This is a genomic window from Maribellus luteus (assembly GCF_003576475.1).
GTDB classification, from domain to species: domain Bacteria; phylum Bacteroidota; class Bacteroidia; order Bacteroidales; family Prolixibacteraceae; genus Draconibacterium; species Draconibacterium luteum.
In genome coordinates this window covers 15,552-40,159 of the sequence record NZ_QWGR01000003.1, presented here as the reverse complement: position 1 = coordinate 40,159, position 24,608 = coordinate 15,552, and the positions used below count along the sequence as shown (strand labels likewise).

Sequence of the window (24,608 nt, the reverse complement as noted above, 5' to 3'; positions counted from 1 at the left end):
GTTAAACAGTGATCATGGATTCAAGTGTGGAATACAACTTTTCTTTTTTCGATTGAAGTTGTGTGAATGTCGTTTTGCAAAACAAGCGGAGGTAGAGCAAACGTCCGCGTCCCCAAGTTTTCAGAAAAAGAATGTACCAGCGGAAAGCCAGCTTGCCGGCAAACGGAAGTGAAACCAAAAACAGTAGCTTGAGCCAGACACCCGGAAGTAATGCGGATACCGCCCAAAGTTCGAGTAAATAAACAATGGGGAAGAACAGCAAGCCCAGTACCAGGAAAAAGGTACTTCGAAACGCAATGTCTTTTAATTTTTTTCGGCTGATGCTGTCGATCAGGAAAAAGGGGACTGCATTAAATATAAAACCCAAAAGAAACACCGGGAACCCGATCAGCAGGATGAGTTTGTTGCGAACAATCTTTAATGCATTGTAGTTGCTTTTATCGAGCAGCCAGCTTTTCAGTCCGTGTTTTTTAAGTGTTTTTTTGTAGTCTCTTGTCAGTTTTATAAGTTCGTTGGTTTTTTCAGGAGAGTGGGCCTCGCATTCATCCAGTTGCCGCACCAGTTGCTGGTCGGAGTGAAACAGAGTAGTTGGAGAAAACCGTTTGTTCTGCCGGCGAAGGTATTCCTTGCCGTAGATCTCCCGAATGGTTTCAAAATCTTCGTAATGCTCCTTGCTTTTGATGTTAAGAGTCAAGGGCTCAATGGCATTGTACAGGGCATCTTTTAGTTGCTGCGTGGCATTGTTGGGATTTTCGGCATATTCTTCCAAAAAATCGTTGGCACGAACCGGTGCCCCCAGGTTAACGATCACGGTGCGGTTAAATTTCCAGTAGCTGCTGTAATAGATACCAGTGGGAATAATGTGAATATTCAGGTTGTGCCCCGCTTTTTCTTCGGCCAGAAAAACAATACGCGGTACAGCTTTTTTGTGGGGCAACATCTGGCGTCTTCCCGAATGGGCGGCTTCCGGAAATAACGCAAGCGGCACATGGTTTTCAAGTACGCGGATGGAGTCGGCAAATGTTTTGTCGTTTCTCGAAAGCTGTTCTTTTCCGTCGCGCAGCCGGTAAACCGGCATTATTTTGAGAAAGCGAAGCAGAAATGCTGCAATTTTATTTTTAAAAATATCGGCCCTGCCCAGCCAAACCGGCTGAAACGGAGTATGCAGTAGAATAGCCATAGGGTCGCTTAGCGCATTCTGATGATTGGGTGCAAAAACGATCGGCACTTTTCCAGGGATGTTTTCCTTCCCGTTTACAATTATTTTTTTGTGAATGATAAAGTCAGCAAAACGCACGTACTGCTTGAGGAAGAAGTAACCCAGCGACCATTTCTCGTATTTCATGCAAAATCTTCTTATTAAACCCTGTTTAACACCTTTATTGAATTGGTATTTTTTCGAAAAGCGGCGGAAAGATAGAAAACAATGCCCAAAAAATAAAAAAACCGGAATCTGCACGAGGCAAAATTCCGGTTTTCTATTGTATCATTTGAACTTAGTCTTTCAAAAATAATTCCTTGATTCTTTTATGAACATCGGTATTGTCCATGATTCCGGTAAAGTTTTCAGCCCCCGGGCCATAGGCAAAAACAGGAACCATAACCGCGCTGTGGCTTTTGGTGGCATAAGCGCCTTTTACCATTCCGGTTTCTTCATTTCCGGCAGTAAGTGTAAGCCCTCCGGTTTCATGATCGGCGGTTACCACAATAAGTGTTTCCTTGTCTTTTGCGGCAAATTCGAGCGCTTTCCCAATCGAGCGGTCAAAATCAAGCATGTCTTCGATCACATAAATGGTGCTGTTTGCATGGCTTCCCCAATCAATAGCAGAACCTTCCACCATTAAGAAAAAGCCTTTTTTGTTGTTGCTTAAAATATTGATAGCTGTTTCGGTAGCAACCGGCAACATATCGCCCCGTTCTGCTAAACGCGGGTTGTGCATCTCAGCTGTTAAACCGGCCAGTTTTCCACTTTTTACCGTGGCAATTTTATCCATATCTGTTTCAACCCGGTAGTTCTTTTCTGCCAGATCTTCCAACAGGTTGCGGCCGTCTTTGCGCTTGGTAAAATGATTCAAGCCACCCCCGATAAACACATCGATATCGGTTTTGAGAAAGTCGGTAGCTACATTCTCGTATTTGCTTCGCGAAGACTGATGTGCAATAAAGGAGGCCGGAGTGGCATGGGTAATGGCCGAAGTAGAAACGAGTCCGGTAGACAAATTTTTGTCCTCCGCCATTTCAAGAAGCGACTTTACCGCCACTGTGTCTTTGTTTACCCCAAGGCCGCCGTTGTAGGTTTTTACGCCACATGCCAACGCTGTTCCACCTGCTGCCGAATCGGTTACGTAGTCGCTGGCTGATTGCGTTTTTGAGTAGCCGGTGTATTTGAAATTATTCAGAAAAAGCTTCCCTTGATTGGCCGTAAGAGCAGCAAAAACATGCGATACGCCCATGCCGTCGCCAATCATGAAAATTACATTTTTGGGTTTTTTCGCCTTAAATTTCTGCGGATATATTGTTACGTCATAGGCTTCTCCTCCCAGGTACGTTTTTTCTTTGTCTTCTGACTCGGCCTTCAGGTATTCGTCCTGTGCCGAAGCAATCCATACCATGTTTGTGAGTACAAACAGTAAAAGTATTTTCTTGAGCATGCTTGTAATTTTTAAAAATCTTTGCGAAACTATTTAGTTTTTTTGATAAAACCTTCAAATTATGTTACAAATTAGATAAGCTTTTGTTAATGTTTACCTGAATTTTTCCAGTTCATTTTTATCAAAGTCCTGGTTTAACACAAAAGTTGTGCCTTCGTTGGTCGTCCTGATTCTCAATACATCAATCACAACAAAGTTGGTTAAAATATCGCCCGCCTTTTTCCGGGAGAGTTGGGCCAGGCGCATGTATTTTGAAAAGGAAATGCTGTCGTTGTTCTGGAGGTATTCGATCAGGAGACGTTCGTCGTCGGAGTAGGAAAAACACACACCGGTGGTGCTGTTTTCTTTTTTCCAGGCTTCAATTTGTATGCGGTGTGCCAGAAAGTTTTCGTCGCCAATGCGAATATAGGCGAGCCACTTGCCGTTTTCATCTTTGGCAAAATACGGTTTTTTATCGCCTTGTTCGATGCCTATTTCGAGCACTGTTTTTCCCTCAACATGCCATTGGCGGGTGGTAAAATTAATAGCCGGGTTGCTGTATATCTTGGCAGCCGACTCAATCATATAAAATTCTTCGTCAGAACTTATTCCGGCTATTTTACCATTGTCTTTTACTCCGATAAGCAGTCGGCCACCGTTGGTGTTGGCAAAAGCTACGAGCGATTTCGCAATCTTTTTGGAGTCGTTAATGCAAAACTTAAAATCCTGCTGCTCGTGCTCGCCCTGTTCTATCAACTTGTAAAGGTATCTGCTCATCTTGCCAACTCCCAACAACTATGTGGCCCGATTGGTTTATTTCAGCCACTCAAAAGTAATATAATGATCCTGGTTCATCCCCAGGTTTTCGTAGGTACGGTGAGCCGAGTGATTCGACTTGTCGGCATAAAGTCGTATGCCATGCCATTCGTCCGAACTCAATACCATGCTTTTTATGTGCGCATACATGCTCCGGTAAACACCTCTTCGTCTGTAGCGTGGCATTACATACACCGATTGAATCCACATAATAGTGCCATTGCGCCAGTCGCTCCATTCAAAAGTGGTGAGCAGCGAAGCCACTACTTCTCCATTGATCTCGGTGACAAAATAACTTCCCTTTTTGGAGTCTCTCAAAACAGCTTCCACGCCTTGCTCTACCTTTGACAGTTGAAGCTCAATTCCTTCCGTTTCGTGGGCCATAGCCAGTTGAAATTCTACCAGCCTTTCATGGTCGTCGATGGTTGCCAGTCTTACTTTCATAGTTTTTAGTTTTGATGATCTAAAATAGCTATTCCTCGCCAATTCAAACAAGAGACAAGTCATGAAACGCGATTTCTTTCCACTTTCTTTGCGACTTCTCCTGGATTGTTTTTTTGTTTTCCGAATTATTCATTTTTTTACTGAAAAATATTCATGAAAATCATTGTTGCATCCCAAAATCCTGTAAAGATCAATGCCGCATCCGAAGGCTTCGGGGCCTTTTTTGATCCTGTAACTGTGACGGGTGTTTCGGTAGAATCCGGTGTTTCGGATCAACCAATGAGCGACGAAGAAACACTGGACGGTGCCCGAAACCGGGTTGCCAATGCCCGAAAGCTTTTTCCCGAAGCCGACTTTTGGATTGGGATTGAAGGCGGGTTGCACCGCGAGAAAGAAGGTTTGGTAGCCTTTGCGTGGGTGGTTATTTCCGACGGATCGCAAAAGGGCGAATCGCGAACGACCAGTTTTTTACTGCCTCCCAAAGTTGCTGTTCTGATTGATAACGGCTACGAACTGGGCATTGCCAACGACATGGTTTTTAAACAACACAATTCGAAGCAAAAATCGGGTGCTGTAGGATTACTGACCGGTGATAAAATAGACCGTACGCAATTGTACCGCCAGGCTGTGCAGCTGGCCCTTATTCCTTTTCTGAATAAAGAACTCTATCTGCCTATTTCCCAGTGATGCGGTCCATCACTTCTTCAATCTTGATGCGCTCTTCGGGCAGAAGAACCAACTGAATTTTTTCGTTTTCCAGCTTCTGACTGACCATTGGGCCAACTTCTCCTGTGATAATGGTTGTTACTCCCTGTTCTTTCAGGTATTCTACGAGTTTAACACCCGTATGTTCTGCATCCAGACAAGGATTTTCCTGAATGGAAAAAGTATTTTTTTCAGGATCAAAAATGACAACGTTGAGACATTTTCCAAAACGTAGATCCAAAAACGATTTTTCGGTTTTACCCGATGAAGTTATAGCAAACAGTTTGCCCATAGTCGAAAATTTTAAGATGTAATAATAACAATTGAAATCGAAAAAGGCTCAATTGAGGGGGGAATTATTCAGTTCTTCCCAGTATTCAACGGCTCTCCGGGTGTGAGGAATGACAATGGTTCCGCCTACCAAATTGGCAACTCCGAACAGCTCAAAAATCTCTTCGGTGGTAACTCCCTGCTCGTAGCATTTCTCCAGGTGGTATTTAACGCAGTCGTCGCAACGCAGCACCATCGAAGTCGCCAGTCCGAGCATTTCCTTTACTTTTGTACTTAAAGCGCCTTCCTGGTAAGTCAGTGTGTCGAGGCTGTAAATGCGCTTCATTACTTTATTGTCCGAAGCCAGAATTTTTTCGTTCATTTTTGCCCGGTAGGCATTGAATTCATCTACTAATTTCCCCATGGTCTTATTTTGATATATCTCCAATTAACGTAGTTTGTGTACAATCGTTCACGATAATTTTTACCAGGTCGCCTTTTTTATAATTGTACCTGGGAAATACCGCTACTTTGTTTTGCGAAGTCCGGCCAAACAGCATTTCGTCCGATTTTTTTGACGTTCCTTCCACCAGTACTTCCACCGTTTTACCAATGTCGGCCCGGTTGTTTTCGATCGATGTTTGATTTTGCAAAGCGATCACCTCGTTCAGCCGGCGTGTTTTTACATCCTCCGGCACATCATCGTCAAGGCGTTTTGCTGCATAGGTTCCCGGGCGTTCCGAATATTTAAACATGAAAGCACTGTCAAAACGAACCTCTTTCATCAACGAAAGTGTTTCCAGGTGGTCTTCTTCTGTTTCTCCGCAGAACCCGGTAAAAAGGTCGGTGGTAACACCGCATTCCGGAAGAATCTCACGTATTGCCTGAATGCGTCCCAGGTACCACTCCCGGTCGTATTTGCGGTTCATGGTTTTTAATACATTCGAGCTGCCCGATTGTACCGGCAAATGAATGTGTTTGCAAAGGTTGTCGTGTTTTGCCATGGTTCGCAACACCTTGTCCGACATGTCTTTCGGGTGTGAGGTGGTGAAACGGATACGCATGTTGGGATCCACCTGTGCTACCATGTCGAGCAAGTCCCAGAATTTTACAGGTTTGCGTTCTCCTTCGGGCAGCCACATGTACGAATTTACATTTTGCCCGAGCAGGGTTACTTCTTTGTAGTTCTTTTCGGATAAATCACGTACTTCGTTTAAAATGTCCTGTGGGTCACGGCTTCGTTCCCGCCCCCTGGTGTAGGGAACAATGCAGTATGTGCAGAAATTATTGCATCCGCGCATGATGCTTACAAAACCCGAAATGGCCTTGTCGCCAATCCGAACAGGGGTAATTTTGTCGTAGGTTTCAATGGTGGAAAGCTCTACGTTTACCGCTGTTTGCCCGTCGTTAACTTTATCAATTAAATACGGAAGATCGCGGTAAGCATCGGGACCGGCGACCAAATCAGCCGCTTCCTTTTCAATAAACTCGTTGCCAACTCTTTCGGCCATACAGCCCAAAACCCCTACAACCAGGTTTTTTTTCTTCTTTTTGAGGCTTTTGTAATGTGCCAGTCTTCCCCAGATACGTTGTTCGGCATTGTCGCGTACCGAGCAGGTGTTTAAAAAAATTGTATCAGCTTCTTCGGCCGATTCCACCAGAGTGTATTGTTTTTCCTGTAGTATGGCGGCTACTACTTCGCTGTCTGCCACATTCATCTGGCAGCCATACGTTTCAATAAATAATTTTCTTTCTTCCATGATGCGGGCGCAAAGTTATTTTTTATTTGTGAATGAATCGTGTGTCTGCCGATTTTTACAAGACCCTGCCTTGGTAATGAGCAGGTTTTGGTAAGTTGGCGAAAACGTTTAATTTTAATTGACGGTAAAGTAATCGTGTGTTCATTGGGTTTCCGGCGGTTGACATTACCATTAGATTAAGGCAATGTGTTGATCTTTGTTGCGTTCTTGTTTTATATGTTTTTGAATTATATTTGCACACTCAATTGAAGGAATAATGAGGATTCTAGTTCTCTTTTTGGCTGTTTTCTTTGTCGCGCAGTTTGCTTGTGCTCAGGATTTTGTGGGGGTGAATGCGGTGCCGGATTCAGCCAGTGTTACCATTTTCGACAGACTGCAGGTAGAGCGCGATCCTGTTTTGGACAAAATGCTGGATTGGCATATTGAAAAGAACCACGAAAAAGAGGGAATGGATGGATTTAGGGTGGAGATTTTCTTCAGCTCAAAAATGGACGCAAAAGAACAAGCGCTGAAAACCAAAGTAGATTTTTTGTCTGAATATCCGGAATATGCGGTGCACATTAAGTTTGTGGCTCCGAATTTTCGGGTACGAGTCGGCGATTTCAGGACCAAGAACGAAGCCTGGAAGTTGTATAAGAAGATCCAAAAGGAATATCCAACCGCCTTTGTTGTTCCGGATGTAATTAATTTTCCATTGCTGAAACCGAATTCAAAATGAGTGATCAGATTAAGCACGAGTGTGGTATTGCATTGATTCGTCTGTTAAAACCACTGTCGTATTATCACAAAAAGTACGGAACCTGGAAGTACGGTCTGAACAAGCTGTATCTTCTTATGGAGAAACAACATAACCGGGGGCAGGACGGTGCCGGGCTGGTTTGTGTGAAAAGTGAGATGGCGCCGGGCTATCCTTATATCAGCCGGGTAAGATCGGTGGAGCAAAATCCGATTAAGGATATCTTCGAGAAGGTAAACAAACCATTGAAGAAAGCTAAACGACACGATGCTGATATAAATGATCCGGAATGGGCTGCACTAAATTATCCCTTTGCCGGATCACTTTATTTAGGACATTTGCGTTACGGAACTTTTGGCCGTAACAGCATCGAGTTTGCGCATCCGGTTATGCGTCAAAATAACTGGAAATCAAGAAATTTGGTGCTTGCCGGAAACTTCAATCTGACCAATACCGACGAGTTGTTTAATGTACTTGTTGACTTGGGGCAACATCCGAAAGCATATACAGATACAGTAACTGCGCTCGAAAAAGTAGGGCACTTCCTTGACGAAGAAAATCAGTTGCTTTTCAGAAAATATAAAAACGAAGGATATTCCAATTCTGAAATTTCGCCGCTTATTGAGAAGAACCTCGATATTCAGAATATTCTGGAGCGTGCCTCCAAAGACTGGGACGGTGGTTATGCCATGGCCGGTTTGGTTGGACACGGCGATGCATTTGTGGTTCGCGATCCCTGGGGAATCAGACCGGCGCATTATTATTGCGATGATGAAATTGTGGTGGTCGCATCTGAACGTCCGGTGATTCAAACCGTAATGAACGTTCATGCCAACGAGGTAAACGAAATTGCACCCGGCGAAGCTTTGGTCATTAAAAACAATGGCGAAGTTCGTCGCGACATGATCAGGGTGCCGCACAAACGGAAATCCTGTTCGTTTGAGCGGATTTATTTCTCGCGAGGTAGCGACAAAAGCATTTACCAGGAGCGCAAGGAATTGGGCCATTTGCTGACACCGACGGTGCTGAAGGCAGTGAATTACGATTTTGAGAATACCGTGTTCTCCTATATTCCCAATACCGCAGAAACTGCTTTTTACGGTATGGTGCAGGGAGTTCGGGATTACCTGGTTGACTGGAAGATTGATCAGATTCAGAAAAAGAACGGTTCGCTAAGCGATAAAGATATTAAGCGGATTCTTTCCTTTGAGCCGCGGGTGGAAAAAATTGCCATCAAAGACGTAAAACTTCGGACTTTTATTGCCGATGATGCCAGCCGTGACGACCTGGTGGCGCACGTTTACGATGTTACTTACGGTATCATCAAAAACGATGTGGATACGCTGGTGATTATTGATGACTCAATTGTTCGGGGAACTACGTTGAAAAACAGTATCCTGAAAATTCTGGACCGTCTGCATCCGAAGAAGATCATTGTAGTTTCGTCGGCACCGCAAATTCGTTACCCCGATTGCTATGGAATCGACATGGCCCGCCTGGACAAGTTCATTGCTTTTAATGCTGCTATAGAGTTGCTGAAAGATCATGGTAAAGAAGGACTGATTCAGGACGTTTACAAAAAATGTAAAGAGCAGGAGAATTTGCCAAAAGAAGAAATGGTGAATTACGTGCGTGAAATTTACAAACCGTTCACTCCCGAAGAAATCTCGGCCAAAATTGCGGAACTGCTGAAACCTGAAGATTGCAAAGCAGAGGTAGAGATTGTATATCAATCGCTGGAGAATCTGCACAAAGCATGTCCGAACGATTTGGGTGACTGGTATTTCTCAGGAAATTACCCGACTCCGGGCGGAAACCGGGTGGTAAACAGTTCGTTTATCAATTTTGTGGAAGGGAAAGACGAGCGGGCTTATTAATAAAGTCTGCTCTTTCAATATTTTCTTGTTGAATTTTCTAGAGTTCGAAGTTGAATCCCCTGCGAAGTAATTCTTCGTATTTGGCGGTGTTGAACTGGTAGTAAAAAGCTCCTTTTTTGGAGGTTTCCTTTTCCTTTTCTTCCAGCTTGTCGAGCAACCCCATGGTCAGTACTTTGCGTCGGAAGTTACGTTTGTCAAACGGTTTTTGGTAGATGGCTTCGTACAGGCGCTGCAGTTGCGGGATGGTGAATTTCTTTGGTAGTAATTCAAATCCGATAGGTTGCGTGCGTGCGCGGATCCGCAGCTTTCTGAGCGCAATTGAAACCATATCGTTGTGGTCAAAAATCAACATGGGCAACTCGGATAAAGGTATCCAGGATGCTCCGTTCTTTTTTACCAGCTCTTTGTCGTATTCGTTTATTTTGATCAGCGAGAAATAAGCCACCGAAATAATTCTGCCCCCCGGATCGCGGTGGGGATCACCAAAGGCATAGAGTTGTTCCATATAAACGTTCTCCAGTCCGGTGAGCTTCTGAACAATCCGCAGAGCTGCTTCGTCCAGGCTTTCGTTGGGAGTAACAAAGCCTCCCATCAGCGACCATTCTCCTTTGGCGGGTTCAAAATTTCTTTTCAGAAGCAAGAGCTTCAATTCGTAGTCGTTTTCATTAAAGCCGAAAATAATCGAGTCAACGGCTACAAGCGTTCGGTGTTCTTGCTGATAGAAATCCATGTCGTTATTTTGGTGTGGGAAATTCGTCGTTTTCCTTGTCTTTGATGTAGGTTTCAATGTGTCGGTCTACCTTGGCATCGTAGATGTCTTTTATGGTAACAATGATTCCTGTCTCCAGTACGTTTCCAAATTTCTCATTCTTAATGGTGCCAAATGTTTTCATCGATGGCGACAAATTCATGTAGGCATTTACCAGCGGAGGTATATTCTCCCCGAACTGACGAACACCTTGCACCAGTATCTTGTAGTCTTCGTTGTAATTATTGCCTACGAACAATTTTTGCATGGCCGGAATGTCGATGTCAAATTCCACCGGTTTTTTCGGATATACCAGGTTTTCCTTGTCGCGGAAATATTTCTTAAAGAAATACTGGATGAGGTTGCGTGCTTCGTTGTGGAAGTGCTCGTACATCGTGATTTTTCCAAAGAAATATTTGATCTCCGGATGGTCGACAGTGAGTGCGCCAAGTCCGTCCCAAAGATTATCAAGCGCAAACAGAGCTTTCGCGCCTGCTTTGCTTGACTGGTAAGCCGGTTGAACAAAAGAACGCCCCAGCTCCAATGTGTGGGGGAGGTAATTGTCAACGAATTCTTTGGAGAAATGAAATACCCTGGATGTTGCCATCAATACTTCGTCTTTTTCATTGCGTGGAGCATCGGCACAGATCATGTAGCGATAGCCGCCTAAGACCTCCTGGGCATCAGGGTCCCACACCAAAAGCTGTTTGTATGGTTTTTCCTGTGTGTCGTAATTGTCGATGTCGGTTTCTTTTCCTGTTCCTCCTCCTGCATCCCTGAAAGTTATCTCGCGTAACCGGCCTAATTCTTGCATGGTTGCGGGAGAATCATGCGCGGTTATAACGTAGATCTCATTTCCTCCCTTGTTGGTTTTCCTTAGAAGTTTATCCGGCGTGAGCTCCGCAATAAGCTCTTCCTTGGATACAGGTGCTATAATTTCCTTCATCTGTTACTTTGTTAGTTTTTTTCTAATCCCATCTGAACGAAGCTTCATTCAATCCAAAACTGTTTACGGTCTTTTAGAAAAATGGATTACAAAATTAAAAAAATCCGTCGAAGCAAGACATTTTCTTTTTATTAATTAATGCCGGCTGTTGGTTGCCGGTAATTTGTAAACCTCTTGTTTAACCCATTCTGCCCATTCTTTGTGGTTTTTTGTTGAGTTGAAGGTTGAATAAGGGATTGGTTTTCCGAAATGTAAATGAACATCGGTATTTCGGTGCCGGTACGTTTCGTCGGGGAGAAAGAACATCTCCAGGTTCCACTTTATCCGTAAAAACTTTCTGAGCTTGGCGAGCCGGTAAAAGCGGTTGGTGTTTCTGCCGCTGATAAATACCGGAATAATGTCCCGTTTGTGTCTGATCGCCTTCGCTATGAAATGCTTTTTCCATTCCAGGTCCACAATTTTTCCCTTTATTTTTCTGGATGCCAGCCCGGAGGGGAAGATTAAAACCTGGTCGTCGGATTCATAAACACCTGCGAGCATCCTGGCTGCTTCCCGCGCATGTCCGCCGTGTTTGTTTACCGGCACAAAAACGGGACTAAGTTGCGGGATATTCAGTAAAATATCGTTGGAGAGGAACTTGAAACCTCCGAGTCTCTTTTCAACGTTTTTCATCAGCAACATGCCATCAAATCCACCCAACGGATGGTTGCTGGCGAAAATAAACTTCCCTTCGGTGGGGATGTTTTCCGTGCCGTGTAAATGCTCCCGTACATTGAACTCTTCCACTACTTTGTCTACAAACTCAATTCCTTTGAGTTGTCCGTATTTCTGCAATAAATTATTGATGAAATCGATGTGCAGGATCCGGTTGAGATAAGCGTAGCCAAATCCCGGAATCAATCGGGCGATGCGTTCGTTCTTCTCCCGGAATACTTCTCTGATGTTGATGGGTTTAATCGGCGTATTGTTTGCTTTGTCTGCCATCATTGTGTTGTTTAATCAGCATTTTTAAAGCAGCCATTTCGTGAAAATTCAGAAAATGGCCTGTGATTTTGTGGGGACAAAATTAATAATTCTGCCGTCAATTGATGGAGGTAATCTTATTTGGTTGGTTAAGAGGATGCTAAGTTGGTTTTGTAGAGTTATTAACGCCTGTTTATTATTCTGGATGTGTTTTGTAAGTTTCATTGAATCAGTGAGAATGGAAAACATTTCAACTGGCCAGTATGGGTTATCAACAGCTTAATAAGGTGTTATTAACAAAGTTGGTTAAAATCGCTGTGGAATGAAATGGAATAATATGGCATGATTTGGAATAAAATTGTATTTTTACGCTTAATAAAAGTGGAACCTCGTTTATGGCAACTTTCGCTGGACAATACAACGCAACTATCGACGATAAAGGCAGGGTGGTATTGCCCTCGGCCTTTAAAAAGGCGATGGGTGAGATGCAGCTTGAGTTTGTTGTGGTGGAAAAAAACCGCCGGAGTAAATGCCTGGATATCCACACGGTTGACACCTGGGAAAGAGGTGTTGAGAAATTCAGGGCAAAGCTTAGTCCTGAGACCAACCCGATGCACGACAAGCTGCTCCAGCTTTACTTTCAGAATTTTGTGCATGTGGGAGTTGCTGCAAATGGTCGGATCAATATTCCGAATGAGTTTCTCGAATATGCCGGGCTGAAAGACAAAGTATCTTTCCTTGGCATGCAAACATCCATTCGTTTGAGTACTGCGGTTAGCGCTCAGGAGAGCGTTTCGGATGAAGATTACCTGGATATGTTGAAAATGATTGATGGACAAAACACGTAAGGTTAAGATGACAAATGTTTATCACATACCGGTTTTGGCAAGGGAAAGTATCGAGGCGATGAACCTCGGCCCGGGTAGCTGTGTGGTGGATGCCACCTTTGGCGGTGGCGGTCACTCCCGGCTCATTCTTGATCAGTTAAATAACGGGAGGCTGTTTGCCTTCGATCAGGATGAAGATGCTGCCGGGAATGCCATAGAGGATGACCGGCTTTTTTTTATCCGGCATAATTTCAAATATGTTAAAAATTTTCTGCGGCATTACGACGTGGAGGAAGTAGATGTGATGTTTGCCGATCTGGGCGTTTCGTCACACGATTTTGATGTTCCGGAGAGAGGCTTCTCGTTTCGCTTCGACGGGGCGCTGGATATGCGCATGAACCGCGAGGCGCAAACCGATGCCGCTACCATTATTAATGAATATTCGGAGGCGCAGTTGCAGCAGCTTTTTTCACTTTACGGTGAAATCAAAAATGCGCGACGGTTGGCTTCCGAGGTTGTAAAGGCACGCGTGCAAAAGCGCATCGATACAACTACCCGCTTAAAGGAAATTGCGGCTGCTTGTGCGCCGAGGGCAATTGAGAATAAGTACCTGGCCCAGGTTTTTCAGGCATTGCGCATCGAGGTGAACGAGGAGATGGAGGCGCTGAAGGAATTTCTGGAAGCCAGCCTGGATTTGCTCAAGCCGGGTGGGCGTTTGGTGATCATTACTTACCACAGTCTGGAAGACCGTCTGTGTAAGAATTTTATAAAGACCGGAAATTTTGAAGGGAAAGTGGAGAAGGATTTTTACGGGAATGTTCAAACGCCTTTTGTGGCGGTGAATCGCAAGGTAATTATTCCGGGCGAAGAAGAGCTGGCGGCGAATCCGCGTTCGAGAAGTGCAAAATTAAGAATAGCTGAAAGGGTGTAAGATGGCAGGAGAGAGCACGGGAAAAAAGAAGAAGACGGGGATGAAGTCGTTCATTGGAGGGACGATCCTGACCGATGAGCGGATTTCGCGGCAATTTCCTTTTGTGGTGATGCTTGCCATGTTTGGGCTGGCTCTGATTATGAATCGCAACTGGTCGGAAAAAACAATCCGGCAAATCGGGGACATGCAAAAGGAACTGGAGGCGCTTCGCTCGGAGCATGCCACCATTTCAGCAAGATTAATGGATGCAAGCCGCCCCTCGGAGGTGGCAAAAAAAGTAAACGAGGCGGGCATTGGTTTAAAAGAGCCGGTAAAGCCGCCCAGAAAACTGGTAGTAGAGGATAATTGATAGATGGGGATTCGTAAAACCATATTAACACGTTTTGCGCTGGTGTATTTTGTACTCCTGCTGTTTACCTTGATCGTGATTGGCAAGTTGTTTTCGGTGCAACGCATTAAAAACGACCGCTGGCAGCAGATCGAGGAAAACCTCAGCAAAAACACCGTTGTAGTGGAGCCTACACGCGGAAATATTTGTGCGGAAGACGGCAGTGTGCTGGCAACTTCGGTGCCCGGTTATTTTGTGCGCATCGATTTGGCAGCCGATGGCGTGAAAAAGGTGTTTAATAACGAGTGTGACTCACTGGCCTGGCACCTGTCCCGTTTTTTTAAGGATGCTTCTCAAAACGAATACCTGCGCAAATTAAAAGGAGCCTACAAAGCGGGTAACCGTGGTTTTCTGATCACGTCGCGGAAAATTGATTACCTCGAACTGCAGCAATTAAAGAAATTCCCGATCCTGCGTCGCGGACGTTACGGTGGCGGTATGATTGTGGAGCAGGAAAACAAACGTGTGAATCCGCTGGGGTCTTTGGCATTGCGTACCATCGGGAGTTTAAATAAAGGAGAATACGAAGAAATTAACGGGCCGATCGGTTATACCGGTTTGGAGCGAGCATATGAATCCTATCTGAAAGGACAAGATGGGGTAAGTTACCGTCAGAACCTTTCGGGGCGCTGGGTGATTCGCACCGAAATTGAACCACAGGACGGAATGGATGTGGTCACAACGCTGAATGTAAAACTTCAGGACATTGTTGAGAGTGCCCTTTACAACCAGTTGTTGCAATCGAATGCCGACTGGGCTACGGCTATTCTGATGGAGGTGAAAACCGGTGAACTAAAGGCGATCGCTAACTTGGGAAAAGGCGAAAGCGGTTATTACGAAAAAGATAATTACGCATTGGGGCACCGGGGCTGTTTTGAGCCGGGTTCCTCCTTTAAACTTGTGTCGCTGATGGCGGCCCTGGAAGACGGAGTGGTGGATACCAGCGATGTGGTGGATACCGGAAATGGTTCGTGGGCAAACAATGGCCGCGTGATCAGGGATACACACGGTTATGGAAAACTAACGGTGAAACAGGTGTTTGAGAAATCTTCCAACATTGGCACCGCAAAAATTATTACCGACCATTACGCAAAGAATCCAAAAAAATACGTAGACAGGGTCTATAGTTTCGGGGTAAACAAAGCCCTGGGGATTGAAATAGAGGGAGAAGGCCGTCCGTATTTTAAATACCCGGGTGACGCCGACTGGTGGGGAACCACGCTGGCGGGTATGTCGTACGGTTACGAAACCAAAATGACGCCGCTTCAAATCCTGACTTTTTACAATGCAGTGGCCAATGGGGGTAAAATGGTAAAACCACGAATGGTAAAAGAAATTCGTGACAACGGAATCCTGGTAAAACGCTTTGATCCCGAGGTGCTGAACCCCATGATTGCTTCGCGTGAAACCATTGGGAAGGCGCAGGACATGTTGGAAGGTGTTTGTGAACGTGGAACCGGAACCACGATTCAGGGAAAATATTTTAAAGTAGCCGGGAAAACGGGAACGGCCCGCGTGGCAACCAGCAGTTCAGGTTATAGCAAAGGAATGTACCTGGCGTCGTTTACAGGTTATTTTCCGGCAGATAATCCGCAGTATTCACTGATTGTCACCTTTAATAATCCGCGCGGAACGTACTATGGCGGGTCGGTGGCCGGTCCTGTATTTAAAGAGATTTCAGAAAAAGTATATGCAAGTCAGATTTTGGCCAGCCTGGAAGACGAGCAGGAGGAGGATCGGGTTCGTAACCTGAAAATCGCCAAAGGAAATACCGAAGATATTTTGGAAGTGGCCGATGAGCTGGAGCTGGAGAATGTGAAGGGAGAACCTGAATCTCTGCTGGCAAATGTGGAGGAGAATGACAATCAATTGCTGGTTACCGGTGCTGAGTTTCAGCAGGGACTGGTTCCGGACGTTCGCGGAATGGGGGCCAGCGATGCCATTTTTTTGCTTGAAAATGCAGGTTTGAAAGTAAAGATAAACGGAGTCGGAAAAGTAAAAACACAATCGTTAAGGGCCGGGGCAAAATGCAGTCCGGGACAGACGATTTACATAGCACTGGGATAATATGAAGTTACATCAACTGATCGAAAAAATAGAAGTTAAGGAGCTCGTTGGCAATTCCGCCGGTGAGGTGAAGGGGATTGCTTTCGATTCAAGAAAAGTGCAGGACGGATTTGTATTTGTGGCGCAGCGCGGAGTTCATGTGGACGGACACCAATTTATTGGCAAGGCCATAGCTGGCGGTGCCTCGGTGGTGGTATGTGAAGAACTGCCGGGTGAGCTGCCTCAACATGTGAGCTTTGTTAAAGTGGCTGACGCAAATGCGGTGCTGGGCCAGCTGGCCTCGGCATTTTATAATTACCCATCGGCAAAAATGAAGGTGGTGGGTGTAACTGGCACCAACGGGAAAACCAGCATTGCTACTTTATTGCATCGTCTGTTCCGCATGCAGGGCTACAACGTTGGGCTGATTTCTACCATTACTTATAAAATCAACGAAACCGAGGAAGTGGCTTCACATACCACACCCGATGCGTTAAAAATACAGCAGCTGATGGCCGAAATGGCCGCTGAAGGTTGCGAATATTGTTTTATGGAAGTGAGTTCGCATGCGATTCACCAGGAACGGATTTCCGGGATTGAATTTGCCGGCGGAATTTTTACCAATATCACGCACGATCACCTCGACTACCACAAAACGTTTGCAGAATACATCAAGGCGAAAAAAGCCTTTTTTGACGGGCTGCCTGCTTCGGCATTTGCACTCACCAATGTCGATGACAAAAATGGTTTGGTGATGTTGCAAAATACGAAGGCACAAAAGCTGACCTACTCCAACCGTTCGATGGCCGATTACCGCTGCAAAGTACTCGAAAGTCATTTCGACGGGATGCTGTTAAATCTTGATGGTCAGGAAATATGGACCCGCTTTGTGGGCTTGTTCAACGCTTCCAATTTGCTGGCAGTTTATGCAACGGCTATTCAGCTGGGGCAGAACCGCGATGAAGTGTTGGCGCACATCAGCAACCTGCAGTCGGTACAGGGGCGTTTCGAAACCATTCGCAGCCTCGATGGTAAATACGCGATTGTGGATTATGCACACACGCCCGACGCGCTGAAAAATGTACTCGGGGCCATTTCAGAAATAAGAACAAGAAACGAGCAGGTAATTACGGTAGTTGGTGCCGGTGGCGACCGCGACAAAACCAAACGCCCCGAAATGGCGCACGAAGCCTTGCTGGCCAGCGATAAGGTGATTCTGACGTCGGATAACCCGCGAACAGAAGACCCGGCAGCAATCATTAAAGACATGGAAGCCGGCGTTGATACGCAGTACAAAAACAAAGTGGTTTCGATCGAAAGCCGCAGAGATGCCATTAAAACAGCCGTACTGATGGCGCAGCCGGGAGATATTATCCTGATTGCCGGAAAAGGACACGAAAATTACCAGGAAATAAACGGGGTGAAGCATCATTTTGATGACAGGGAAGAAGTAAGGAAATGTTTCGGATTGGACGATTAAATACAGAGATATGTTGTACTGGTTATATGAAATACTAAAAAATTATGATATTCCGGGAGCAGGGATGATCCCCGGCATTACTTTCCGGTCGGCGGCAGCCATTATCCTGTCGTTGTTTATTACCACGGTGTTTGGTAAAAAAATGATCCGCATTTTGCAACGCAAGCAAATTGGCGACGAGGTGCGTGATTTGGGACTCGAAGGTCAGATGCAAAAACAGGGCACACCTACCATGGGCGGTATTATTATACTGATGGCAATCATCATCCCTACTTTGTTGTTTGCCCGCCTCGATAACGTGTACATTCTTTTGATGCTGATCACTACAGCGTTTTTGGGACTGATCGGTTTTATCGACGACTACATCAAGGTTTTCAAAAAGAACAAACAAGGCTTGGCCGGACGTTTCAAAATTCTGGGACAAGTGAGCCTCGGGCTTTTTGTAGTGGCGACTCTTTTTATCAGCGACGATGTAAAAGTGCGGGAGCATGTTCGCGACGAGAACGGAAAATACCTGACCATGCAAACCAATGACCCGGTAACAGGGGCGGTTCAGGAAGTTTTTGTAACCGAAGAGGTGAAGTCGACCAAAACAACCATTCCGTTTATTAAAAAGAACGAGTTTGATTATGCGTGGCTGGTGGCTTTTGCCGGAGATGCAGCCCGCTGGCTGAAATGGGTGATTTATGCCATTGCCATCATTCTGATAATCACAGCTGTTTCAAACGCGGCCAACCTCACCGACGGCATCGACGGGCTGGCCACCGGAACTTCGGCGATTAGCGGGGCTACGCTGGGTATTCTGGCGTATGTAAGTGGTAACATCATTTATGCTGATTACCTCAACATCATGTACATCCCGAACATTGGGGAGCTTACCATTTTTATCGCTGCTTTTATCGGGGCAACCGTTGGGTTTTTGTGGTACAACTCGTACCCGGCGCAGGTATTTATGGGCGACACCGGCAGTCTGGCACTGGGCGGAATTCTGGCGGTTTTTGCCATCATCATACGTAAAGAAATTCTGATACCGCTGCTTTGCGGCATTTTCCTGGTCGAAAACCTTTCGGTGATCATTCAGGTGACCTGGTTTAAATACACCAAACGCAAGTATGGCGAAGGACGGCGTGTATTTCTGATGAGCCCGATTCATCATCATTTTCAGAAAAAAGGATTTCCCGAACCCAAGATCGTAACACGTTTCTGGATCGTTGGAATTATCCTGGCAGTAGTAACAGTGGCAACATTAAAAATGAGGTAAGGTGGAAAATCTGGTAGCCATATTAGGTGCAGGCGAAAGCGGGGTTGGAGCAGCCATCCTCGCGCAAAAGAAGGGATTTGCCGTTTTTGTTTCCGACCTCGGGAAGATCAGGGAGAAATATCAGAAAGTTCTTTCTGATTATGAGATTGAATTTGAAGCGGGTCAGCATACCGAAGATAAAATTCTAAATGCTGAGTTGGTGGTGAAAAGTCCGGGGATACCGGAAACAGCACCGCTGATTGTAAAACTCAGGGAGAAAGGAATTCCGGTTATTTCGGAAATCGAATTTGCAGGCAGGTACACCGATGCAAAAACTATTTGTATTACGGGCAGCAACGGGAAAACGACCACAACGCTGCTTACTTACCATATTCTGCAAAAAGCCGGATTGAATGTGGGCCTTGCCGGAAATGTGGGAAAAAGTTTTGCCTGGCAGGTGGCCGAAGAAAAACACGATGTGTATGTGATCGAACTCAGCAGTTTTCAGCTCGACGGTATGTACGACTTCCGTGCCGACGTAGCGGTTTTGCTGAACATTACGCCCGACCACCTCGATCGTTACGGCTATCAGATGCAGAACTACGTGGATTCGAAATTCAGAATCCTTCAAAACCAAACAAGCGACGACTACTTCATCTATTGCGACGACGATGAGGTGGTGAAACAAGAAATAGAAAAAAGAGAAATAGCTTCTGTTCAGGTTCCTTTTGGGTTGGGAGCGGCCAGCGTGCCGGGAGCAGGAGTACAAGAGAATCGGATTATTATCAACTTAAAACAAAACCAATTCAGTATGTCTATTCTGGATTTATCATTACAAGGGAAACACAACATTTACAACAGCATGGCTGCGGGCATTGCCAGCATGGTGTTTCAAATTCGCAACGAACAGTTAAGAGAAAGCCTGTCCGACTTTAAAGGCGTAGAACACCGTCTGGAGCATTTCCTGAAAGTTCACGGCATCGAGTTCGTGAACGATTCAAAGGCTACCAACGTCAACTCGTCGTGGTATGCGCTGGAAAGCATGCACAAGCCGGTGGTTTGGATTGCCGGTGGTGTTGACAAAGGCAACGATTATTCAATTCTGAAGGGATTGGTAACCGACAAGGTAAAAGCCATTGTTTGCCTGGGGAAAAACAACGCAAAAATCAAAGAAGCTTTTGGTGATTGTGTGGCCGACATCGTGGAAGCCGGCAGCATGGAAGAAGCCGTGCGCGCTGCTTATTACCTGGCCCGCAACGGCGACACTGTTTTGCTTTCGCCTGCATGTGCAAGTTTTGATTTGTTTGAGAATTACGAAGACCGTGGTAATCAGTTTAAAAAACAGGTAAGAAATTTATAATGAACGTTTCCTTCTGGAAAATATTCAAAGGCGACCGTGTTATCTGGGCTGTGCTGATCTTATTGTCGCTTCTTTCGCTGCTGATTGTTTACAGTGCGACAGGGGCATTGGCATACCGTGTGGCTTCCGGAAAAACCTGGATTTACCTGGTTCGGCACATGGGGTTTTTAGTTGCCGGCTTTGGTGTGATGTTGTTGATGGTGAATGTGTTGCCGGTGAAGATTTATTCGATGGCAGCCAACCTGATGCTGTATTTTAGCATTGCCTTGCTGGTGCTGGCGGTTGGGCTAAAATTCACGCACATTATTCCCGGAAGTGGACGAACGCTTCCTTTGGGGCCCTTGTCGTTTCAGCCGGCTGAAGTGGCCAAAATTTCACTCATCATGTATGCTGCGAAAGTGCTGGGTAAAAAGCAAAAAACAAAACGGGATCTTTTTCTGGCATTCCGGGGAATTATTATTCCTGCAGGGATTGTGTGTTTCCTGATCTCTTTATCCGATTTCTCTACATCGGCACTGCTTTTTGCAGCAATCATGACCATGATGTTCATTGGTCGTATTCCGTTAAAATATATGTTTCTGGTGGTAGTGGCCGGAATTGGTTTTGTGGCGCTTATGTATTTTGGAGCCAGTATTATGGACGAACCGCCCGCTCGTATTGCTACCATTAAAGGCCGTATCGACCGCTTTATTCACGGCGACCCGAATTCAAGCCACGGAATTACCCAGGCCGATTATGCCAAGCTGGCCATCTATTCCGGCGGATTCTTTGGGAAAGGTCCCGGACAGTCGGATGTAAGTAACTTTATGGCAGCGGCCTACAACGACTTTATTTTTGCCATTATTGTAGAAGAATATGGCCTTTTCATCGGCATTGGAGTGATCTTCCTGTACCTGATCTTCTTTTTCAGGGGAGTGACCATTGTCCGACGGGCTAACCGTACGTTCCCGGCATTTTTGGTGGTGGGGCTTACGATGATACTGGTTTACCAGGCCATGATAAATATTGGGGTGTCAAGCGGTACCCTGCCGGTTACGGGGCAGCCCCTGCCGTGGGTGAGTTACGGTGGAACCGCCCTGTTGTTTACAGCCATTTCGTTTGGGTGTATTTTAAGCGTAAGTTACCAAAACCAAGTGGACCACGAAGCGGTGGATCAGCCGGTGATGATTAAAGCGCCGGACGAAGATTATGAAATTGAAAAAAGCGAATGAAACAAAAGATAAACAAAGTCATATTAAGCGGAGGAGGAACCGGGGGACATATTTTCCCGGCGCTGGCCATTGCCAATGAAATACGGCGCCGGAATCCGGAGGCCGAAATTTTGTTTGTAGGCGCTTTGGGGCGGATGGAGATGGAGAAAGTTCCGGCGGCCGGATACAAAATTATTGGTTTGCCGGTAATGGGATTTCCGCGGAAGCCCAGCTTAAAAATGATCACTTTCTTCCGAAAGCTGATGCAAAGTGCTTCGATGGCCCGCAACATCGTAAAGGATTTTAAGCCTGAAGTAGCAATTGGCGTGGGCGGTTATGCCAGTGGTCCGCTTTTGAGGGCGGCTGCGAAATTTAGGATTCCAACGCTGATCCAGGAACAGAATTCTTACGCAGGGATCACCAACAAGCTGCTCAGTAAAAAAGTGAAAAGTATTTGCGTGGCCTACGATAAAATGGAGCGCTTTTTCCCGAAAGAGAAGATCGTGTTTACCGGAAACCCGGTGCGTGAGAACCTCATTCAAAAAATAAACAAACAAGAGGCCCTGCAATATTTCGGGCTGAATGAGACCGATAAAGTAATACTCATTGTTGGCGGCAGTCTTGGGGCTCGTTCGGTCAATAATGCAGTACTCAAAAATATAAAGTCGATCGCCGACTCAGATTGTAAAATAATTTGGCAAACCGGAGCGATTTATTACGATAGAATTGAAGAAGAATTAAGAACTTCGAAGCCTGAAAATTTACAGGTGCATAAGTTTATTTCGCGGATGGATTTGGCTTATGCAGTGGCTGACTTGGTGATTTCGAGAGCCGGTGCCGGTACCATCTCAGAGCTTTGTTTGGTGGGAAAAGCAGCGGTGCTGGTGCCATCGCCCAATGTGGCCGAAGACCATCAGACTAAAAATGCCCTGGCTTTGGTTGAAAAGGAAGCCGCCTTAATGTTGCGCGACGATGAAATAGATATCCGTTTGTTTCCGCTTGCTTTTGAAGTGGTAAACGACGAAGAAAAATGCTCCCGGCTGTCCGAGAAAATTAAGGAACTGGCCAGGCCGGAAGCCACGAAAACAATAGTTGATGAAGTAGAAAAGTTGTTAAAATGAAGAGCATCGAGAAGATAAAGAATGTGTATTTCCTCGGAATCGGGGGAATTGGGATGAGCGCTCTTGCCAGGTATTTTAAATACACCGGTAAGAATGTGGCGGGCTACGACCGCACGCAAACCGCACTCACCGATACATTGCAGGAAGAGGGGATTGATGTGCACTTTGAAGACGATATCCGGAATATTCCGTCGAAGTGGAACCCGGCAGAAACCATTGCGGTTTATACACCTGCCTTGCCCGACGAGCACAAAGAACTGAACTGGTTTAAAAGCCAGCCCATTGGTTTGTTTAAACGCGCTAAAGTGCTGGGCTTAATTGCCAACGAAAAGAGTGCGATTGCCGTGGCAGGTACGCACGGGAAAACCACCACGAGTACCATGGTGGCCAATATTTTGAACAAAACACCGAAAGGTTGTGGCGCTTTTCTGGGCGGTATTTCAAAGAATTTTGGAAGCAACCTGGTTTTGCCCAAAGAAGAATCGCCGTGGATTGTGGCCGAAGCCGACGAGTTCGACCGTTCGTTTTTGCATTTGCAGCCTTTGCTGGCACTGGTGACTTCGGTGGATGCCGATCACCTGGATATTTACGGCGACAAAGCACGGATTGTTGAGTCGTTCGAAAAGTTTATTTCCCAGATTCGGGAAGAAGGAAAGCTGGTCATTAAAAAAGGAGTGGAGCTGGATACTTCCAAAACAAAAGCGCAAGTATTCACCTATTCTTTAAAAGACGATACCGATTTTGCTGCATTGAATCTGAAACTGGATGAGGCAAGCGGCACATACGGTTTCGACCTGAAAACGCCGGATGGAATTATTGCCAATTGCAAAATGGAATATCCCGGACTAGTAAATGTGGAGAATGCTATCGGGGCAGCTTCGCTGGCCTGGCTGGCAGGAGTGAGCGCCAACGAGCTAAAAGCCGGAATCCAGGATTACCAGGGAGTGGCCCGTCGTTTTGATGTGCGTTTCCGCTCCGAAAAAAAGATTTACATCGACGATTATGCCCATCACCCGGAAGAGTTGAAGGCTTTTATTTCGTCGGTGAAAGCGCTTTACCCCGGCAAAAAAGTAACCGGTATTTTTCAGCCGCACCTGTACACGCGCACACGCGATTTTGCTGCCGAATTTGCCGCCAGCCTCGATCTGCTGGATCATGCTGTTTTACTGCCGCTTTATCCGGCACGGGAAGAACCCGTCAAAGGAGTTTCATCCGAAATTATTTTTGATAAAATGACGCTGGAGGCCAAACAGCTGATGGAGAAAAGCGAACTGGAAAACATGCTGAAAAACGATCAGAATGAAATAATCCTGACAATGGGTGCAGGAGACATTGACAGAATGGTAAAACCGATTGTGGAACTTTTACAACAGGAACAAGGTGTTTAAAAAACTTTGGAAAATAGGAGGTGCTTTGCTGGTGGTGTTGTTCATGGTAATAACACTGGCTTTCACGTCCATGAAATACTCCGGAGTTCTGTGTAAAACTGTCCGTGTTGAGTATGAATCCGATGACAAGATCACGCTAAACAAAGAGGTGATCCGGCGGGTGGTTAAGAAAACGGACAAAGACATTGTTGGAAAAACCTTTGATCAGATCGACGCAGAGAAACTGGAGGCTGCCGTAGAAAAGCAGGCCGCTGTTTTTAAAGCCGAGGTTTACAAAACGGTTGCCAAAGACAGTTCATCGTTCTCCGGAATACTGACCGTGCGGGTGAAACACCGCGAGCCGGTAGTACGGGTGATTACAAGTACCAGCTCGTATTACCTGGATGAGTATGCACACCGTTTTCCGGTGTCGTCCACCTATCCGGCGCAGGTGCTGGTGGCTACCGGAAGCATCGATACTACCTACGCAAAAGAACAGTTGCTGCCGTGTGTGTTGTTTATCACCGGCGATGAGTTCTGGAATGCGCAGATTGAGCAGGTGCACGTGGAGCCCAACGGCGATATCATACTGACACCGTTGATGGGCGATCATTTAATAGAGTTGGGAGCTCCTGATAATTTTCAGGAAAAATTCCGGAACATGAAGGCTTTTTACAAACAGGTACTGGCCAACAGAAACTGGAACAAATACGAGTCGATTAGTTTAAAATATAAGAATCAGGTGATTGCTAAAAGAAGGTAA

At 45.7% G+C, this 24,608-nt stretch carries 24 protein-coding genes; 14 read left to right on the top strand and 10 right to left on the bottom strand.

The genetic code is table 11. The features are described 5' to 3' along the window. Position 1: 1 nt before the first annotated feature. From D1614_RS05755 to D1614_RS05740, 4 genes are all read right to left on the bottom strand, one after another. On the bottom strand, positions 2-1,345 hold the full coding sequence (locus D1614_RS05755; protein ID WP_147384040.1) for a 1-acyl-sn-glycerol-3-phosphate acyltransferase: 1,344 nt from the start codon (positions 1,343-1,345) through the stop codon (positions 2-4). 151 nt (positions 1,346-1,496) lie between these two features. Further along, the gene (locus tag D1614_RS05750; RefSeq protein WP_119436958.1) at positions 1,497-2,651 is read right to left on the bottom strand and encodes an alkaline phosphatase; all 1,155 of its coding nucleotides are present in this window, start codon (positions 2,649-2,651) and stop codon (positions 1,497-1,499) included. Positions 2,652-2,744: 93 nt separating this feature from the next. Next, positions 2,745-3,407, bottom strand: a complete 663-nt coding sequence (locus D1614_RS05745) for an AlbA family DNA-binding domain-containing protein (RefSeq protein ID WP_119437409.1) — start codon at positions 3,405-3,407, stop codon at positions 2,745-2,747. A gap of 36 nt (positions 3,408-3,443) precedes the next feature. Then, positions 3,444-3,890 carry a GNAT family N-acetyltransferase gene (locus D1614_RS05740; protein WP_119436957.1) on the bottom strand — a complete coding sequence of 149 codons (447 nt, stop codon included), beginning with the start codon at positions 3,888-3,890 and terminating at the stop codon, positions 3,444-3,446. A 153-nt stretch (positions 3,891-4,043) separates the two neighbouring features. Between D1614_RS05740 and yjjX the strand changes: the two genes are divergently transcribed. Beyond that, complete coding sequence (gene yjjX / locus D1614_RS05735; RefSeq protein ID WP_119436956.1) at positions 4,044-4,577, top strand: inosine/xanthosine triphosphatase; 534 nt, start codon at positions 4,044-4,046, stop codon at positions 4,575-4,577. Here the strand turns inward: yjjX and D1614_RS05730 are convergent. Genes D1614_RS05730 through miaB form a run of 3 tightly spaced genes read right to left on the bottom strand, consistent with a single transcriptional unit; the run spans position 4,564 to position 6,625 of the window. After that, positions 4,564-4,887: a NifB/NifX family molybdenum-iron cluster-binding protein gene (locus tag D1614_RS05730; protein WP_119436955.1), complete on the bottom strand. Its 324-nt coding sequence runs from the start codon at positions 4,885-4,887 to the stop codon at positions 4,564-4,566. The genes yjjX and D1614_RS05730 overlap by 14 nt on opposite strands. A gap of 48 nt (positions 4,888-4,935) precedes the next feature. Then, the gene (locus tag D1614_RS05725; protein ID WP_119436954.1) at positions 4,936-5,289 is read right to left on the bottom strand and encodes a carboxymuconolactone decarboxylase family protein; all 354 of its coding nucleotides are present in this window, start codon (positions 5,287-5,289) and stop codon (positions 4,936-4,938) included. Between the two features lie 4 nt (positions 5,290-5,293). Then, complete coding sequence (gene miaB / locus D1614_RS05720; RefSeq protein WP_119436953.1) at positions 5,294-6,625, bottom strand: tRNA (N6-isopentenyl adenosine(37)-C2)-methylthiotransferase MiaB; 1,332 nt, start codon at positions 6,623-6,625, stop codon at positions 5,294-5,296. Between the two features lie 256 nt (positions 6,626-6,881). Here miaB and D1614_RS05715 point away from each other — a divergent pair, with 256 nt between their 5' ends. Together D1614_RS05715 and D1614_RS05710 are read left to right on the top strand one after the other, a co-directional pair. Next, positions 6,882-7,343: an SPOR domain-containing protein gene (locus tag D1614_RS05715; protein WP_119436952.1), complete on the top strand. Its 462-nt coding sequence runs from the start codon at positions 6,882-6,884 to the stop codon at positions 7,341-7,343. Further along, positions 7,340-9,238 carry an amidophosphoribosyltransferase gene (locus tag D1614_RS05710; protein WP_119436951.1) on the top strand — a complete coding sequence of 633 codons (1,899 nt, stop codon included), beginning with the start codon at positions 7,340-7,342 and terminating at the stop codon, positions 9,236-9,238. The genes D1614_RS05715 and D1614_RS05710 overlap by 4 nt, the downstream gene beginning before the upstream one ends. A gap of 37 nt (positions 9,239-9,275) precedes the next feature. Here D1614_RS05710 and D1614_RS05705 read toward each other — a convergent pair whose 3' ends face one another. The 3 genes from D1614_RS05705 to glsA all read right to left on the bottom strand — a co-directional run bounded on the left by D1614_RS05705 (position 9,276) and on the right by glsA (position 11,916). After that, entirely contained in the window at positions 9,276-9,968 is a 693-nt protein-coding gene (locus D1614_RS05705) for an NUDIX hydrolase (protein WP_119436950.1), read from the bottom strand. Positions 9,969-9,972: 4 nt separating this feature from the next. Beyond that, entirely contained in the window at positions 9,973-10,932 is a 960-nt protein-coding gene (gene glsB, locus D1614_RS05700) for a glycine N(alpha)-acyltransferase GlsB (protein WP_119436949.1), read from the bottom strand. Positions 10,933-11,067: 135 nt separating this feature from the next. Continuing rightward, on the bottom strand, positions 11,068-11,916 hold the full coding sequence (gene glsA, locus D1614_RS05695) for a lyso-glycine lipid O-acyltransferase GlsA (protein WP_206609934.1): 849 nt from the start codon (positions 11,914-11,916) through the stop codon (positions 11,068-11,070). 374 nt (positions 11,917-12,290) lie between these two features. Here glsA and D1614_RS05690 point away from each other — a divergent pair, with 374 nt between their 5' ends. Genes D1614_RS05690 through D1614_RS05640 form a run of 11 tightly spaced genes read left to right on the top strand, consistent with a single transcriptional unit; the run spans position 12,291 to position 24,608 of the window. Beyond that, complete coding sequence (locus tag D1614_RS05690; RefSeq protein WP_119436947.1) at positions 12,291-12,743, top strand: division/cell wall cluster transcriptional repressor MraZ; 453 nt, start codon at positions 12,291-12,293, stop codon at positions 12,741-12,743. A gap of 7 nt (positions 12,744-12,750) precedes the next feature. Beyond that, positions 12,751-13,653 carry a 16S rRNA (cytosine(1402)-N(4))-methyltransferase RsmH gene (gene rsmH / locus D1614_RS05685; RefSeq protein ID WP_119437408.1) on the top strand — a complete coding sequence of 301 codons (903 nt, stop codon included), beginning with the start codon at positions 12,751-12,753 and terminating at the stop codon, positions 13,651-13,653. 1 nt (position 13,654) lies between these two features. After that, entirely contained in the window at positions 13,655-14,002 is a 348-nt protein-coding gene (locus D1614_RS05680) for an FtsL-like putative cell division protein (RefSeq protein ID WP_119436946.1), read from the top strand. Between the two features lie 3 nt (positions 14,003-14,005). Further along, complete coding sequence (locus D1614_RS05675; RefSeq protein WP_119436945.1) at positions 14,006-16,108, top strand: penicillin-binding protein; 2,103 nt, start codon at positions 14,006-14,008, stop codon at positions 16,106-16,108. Position 16,109: 1 nt separating this feature from the next. Continuing rightward, the gene (locus D1614_RS05670) at positions 16,110-17,567 is read left to right on the top strand and encodes a UDP-N-acetylmuramoyl-L-alanyl-D-glutamate--2,6-diaminopimelate ligase (RefSeq protein ID WP_119436944.1); all 1,458 of its coding nucleotides are present in this window, start codon (positions 16,110-16,112) and stop codon (positions 17,565-17,567) included. A gap of 10 nt (positions 17,568-17,577) precedes the next feature. Further along, positions 17,578-18,828, top strand: a complete 1,251-nt coding sequence (gene mraY, locus D1614_RS05665; RefSeq protein WP_119436943.1) for a phospho-N-acetylmuramoyl-pentapeptide-transferase — start codon at positions 17,578-17,580, stop codon at positions 18,826-18,828. A 1-nt stretch (position 18,829) separates the two neighbouring features. Beyond that, a complete protein-coding gene (gene murD / locus D1614_RS05660) occupies positions 18,830-20,167 on the top strand; it encodes a UDP-N-acetylmuramoyl-L-alanine--D-glutamate ligase (protein ID WP_119436942.1) in 1,338 nt (445 codons plus the stop codon). Beyond that, the gene (locus D1614_RS05655; RefSeq protein ID WP_119436941.1) at positions 20,167-21,378 is read left to right on the top strand and encodes an FtsW/RodA/SpoVE family cell cycle protein; all 1,212 of its coding nucleotides are present in this window, start codon (positions 20,167-20,169) and stop codon (positions 21,376-21,378) included. The genes murD and D1614_RS05655 overlap by 1 nt, the downstream gene beginning before the upstream one ends. Then, entirely contained in the window at positions 21,375-22,478 is a 1,104-nt protein-coding gene (murG, locus tag D1614_RS05650) for an undecaprenyldiphospho-muramoylpentapeptide beta-N-acetylglucosaminyltransferase (protein WP_119436940.1), read from the top strand. Before D1614_RS05655 ends, murG begins: the two co-directional genes overlap by 4 nt. Next, complete coding sequence (gene murC, locus D1614_RS05645; protein WP_119436939.1) at positions 22,475-23,866, top strand: UDP-N-acetylmuramate--L-alanine ligase; 1,392 nt, start codon at positions 22,475-22,477, stop codon at positions 23,864-23,866. The genes murG and murC overlap by 4 nt, the downstream gene beginning before the upstream one ends. Beyond that, positions 23,859-24,608, top strand: a complete 750-nt coding sequence (locus tag D1614_RS05640; protein ID WP_119436938.1) for a cell division protein FtsQ/DivIB — start codon at positions 23,859-23,861, stop codon at positions 24,606-24,608. The genes murC and D1614_RS05640 overlap by 8 nt, the downstream gene beginning before the upstream one ends.